The following is a 2511-nucleotide window of genomic DNA, read 5'->3' on the forward strand; positions in this document are numbered from 1 at the left end:
GTATATGTAAATATATTTAATTTTAAAAAAAATTTAAAGGTTAAGTGAAACACTCAAAGCTGCTGTTAAAGTATGCGGATAGTAAATGTAACAAAAATCTAGATTCTATCTTTTTTGATTATTTTCCATGTCATGTTATGTCATTGATGCTGCGACTTAACGGCTATATAAATTAAGTGAAAAGTAAATGGAACTAAGATGTTAACTAGAGTGGAACTCATTTTTGTTGTGCTAATGGTATCAGCCTTATTGCGCATGAAATGCTAAAAGGTTTATTTTTTAAGATCATCAGATTAAGTGCATTTTGATAATGAATAAAGCTCCGTGTGGCGCTTTATTCATCCTAGCCATTCAATATTGCAAAATGCGATAAAATGTTATGCATGTGATCACCCACACTCGAATTATAGAAGCAATGCAAAAGTGGCCACAGGCTGAAACGGCATTAGATGGTTGGTATCGAACCATAAAGGCAAACGATCCGAAAGATTTTGCTGAGATGAAACATCTCTTTCCAGAGGTCGATAAAGTTGGAAAGTTCCATGTATTCGATATTGGCGGGAACAAGATCCGACTTATTGCAGTCGTGATGTATCAAGCAAAACGTGTGTATATCCGTGATGTCTTGTACCATAAAGAATATGACAAAGGTCATTGGAAGGAAGGTTAGTATGAACGCGATGATTAAACAGGCCGTAGACCACTGGCACTACGTTGCACCATTGCTCAGCAAGCCAGAAAATGAAGACGACTTTCATACACTTGTTGAAGCTTTAGATGAACTTTTAGATACTGTTGGTGATGACGAGTCCCATCCTTTAATGGGGCTTACTCATCAGCTTGGTGATTTGGTTTCTGATTATGAAAATGAGCATCTTCCTATGCCTAAAGGGGACGGTCGTGCTGCTTTGGCTTTTTTGATGGAGCAACATGGTTTAGGTCAGTCTGACTTAACAGAGGTTGCAACACCATCAGTGATTTCTGAGATTTTAAGTGGTAAACGCCAACTGAATATTCGTCATATTAAGGCATTGTCTGAGCGGTTTAATGTATCGGCAGATACGTTTTTCTAAAAGAGAGGTGGATCAGGAAATTTGGCTCAATTAGGGGTACTTTGCCTTTCAAATCTTTGTGCAACAAAGCCCAGAGAATCTATAAATGATAGTGCGTAAGTCCTAGAGTATATAAAATGAACCGTACCGGGTTTGTCGGAGACTTTTTGTTTAAGTTAGGCCACCTGACCTAACGGGTTAATTTTATCATAGTACATCGCTTCAAAATCAAAAGGTGATACATAACCTAGTGAACTATGTATACGTTCTTTATTGAACCAATCTACCAAATTTAATGTGGCAAGTTGTATATCACCCAAACCACGCCAATCTGCTTTTAAATATTCAATCACCTCTGTTTTGTACAACCCATTCACTGTTTCAGCCAATGCATTATCGTATGAATCCCCCGTAGTGCCGACTGATGCTCGTAAATTCGCTGCTTCTAAACGGTTGGTATAGCGAATTGAAAGATACTGTACGCCTCTGTCACTATGATGAATCACGTTATTTGGCATTCCTCGATCATGCAATGCCTGCTCAAGTGCAGCGAGCACCATGTCGGTATTCATCCGTGTTGATACTTTCCATCCAACAATTGCTCGTGAGAACACATCAATAATAAATGCGGTATAGACCCAGCCTGAATTGGTTTGAATATACGTGAAGTCGGCCACCCACAAGTGATCAGGATGATCAGCTTTAAAATTGCGTTTTACTAAATCATCTGCTGATTTTTGATCATCTCGGCTACGCGTTGTTTGTTTATTCTTACCACGCCAAACACCTTGTATACCTAGCTGTTGCATCAATCGAGCAACTGTACAACGTGCAATAACATAGCCTTCGTGTCTTAGTTTTTGCCAGACTTTGCGCACACCATAACGACCTGAACTTTCTTTCCAAATACGTTTAATCTGTTCAGCATGATGTTGATCATGTAGATCTCGTTTCGCTCGATGTTCCCTTGCGAAGCAATGCTTCTCATCGCAGAGATCTAGAGTCCGGTAATAAGTTGAAGGTGCGATAGGTAAAATCCTACAAATCGCCTCGACTCCGTACGGCTCTTTATTATTATGGATAAAATCCATCATTATTTGTGTGGGCGGTCGAGCTCCGCCTGGGCGAAAAAAGCGGCTGCTTTGCGTAGAATTTCATTGGCACGTTGCAGCTCTTTATTTTCACGTTCGAGCTGTTTAATACGTTCTTGATCTGAAAGCTGCTGTACTTTAACTGGATTTTGTTGATCCAAATATTTTTGATGCCAGGAACGTAGTGTTTCAGGGGTACAACCAATTTTAGGTGCAATTGCTGTGATTGCAGCCCAAGTAGAAGGATAATCTTTTTCGGATTCAATCAATAATTGAACCGCTCTGTCTCTGATTTCAGGAGTATATTTTGGTTTTGTCATTGGGACATTCTCTCAAGAAAAATGGTCTCCGACAAACCCGGTACGGTT

The 2511-nt window shown here is 39.6% G+C and carries 3 protein-coding genes and 1 other annotated feature; of the genes, 2 read left to right on the forward strand and 1 reads right to left on the reverse strand.

Features of this window, described 5'->3' with window-relative positions; genetic code table 11:
* Nucleotides 1-379: 379 nt before the first annotated feature.
* Together DPG01_RS18220 and DPG01_RS18225 are read left to right on the forward strand one after the other, a co-directional pair.
* Nucleotides 380-670, forward strand: coding sequence for a type II toxin-antitoxin system HigB family toxin (locus DPG01_RS18220; protein ID WP_000558186.1), 291 nt, complete (start codon nucleotides 380-382; stop codon nucleotides 668-670).
* Between the two features lies 1 nt (nucleotide 671).
* Entirely contained in the window at nucleotides 672-1073 is a 402-nt protein-coding gene (locus tag DPG01_RS18225; RefSeq protein WP_096902448.1) for a helix-turn-helix domain-containing protein, read from the forward strand.
* A 155-nt stretch (nucleotides 1074-1228) separates the two neighbouring features.
* Here DPG01_RS18225 and DPG01_RS18230 read toward each other — a convergent pair.
* Nucleotides 1229-2463, reverse strand: a protein-coding gene (locus tag DPG01_RS18230; RefSeq protein WP_110975987.1) for an IS3 family transposase whose coding sequence is annotated in 2 segments (ribosomal slippage) — nucleotides 1229-2187 and nucleotides 2187-2463 — 1236 coding nt in all. Because the reading frame shifts where the segments join, the coding sequence is not laid out codon by codon here.
* Nucleotides 2072-2188 (reverse strand) — a sequence feature (AL1L pseudoknot). (Overlaps the previous gene by 117 nt.)
* Nucleotides 2464-2511 lie beyond the last annotated feature (48 nt).

It is taken from the genome of Acinetobacter sp. WCHAc060042 (genome assembly GCF_003231195.1).
Lineage (GTDB): Bacteria > Pseudomonadota > Gammaproteobacteria > Pseudomonadales > Moraxellaceae > Acinetobacter.

Excerpts from the sequence above, each read along its gene's own strand:
- DPG01_RS18225 (WP_096902448.1), top strand. The coding sequence starts at position 672 with ATGAACGCGATGATTAAACAGGCCGTAGACCACTGGCACTACGTTGCA.
- DPG01_RS18220 (WP_000558186.1), top strand. The coding sequence starts at position 380 with ATGCATGTGATCACCCACACTCGAATTATAGAAGCAATGCAAAAGTGG.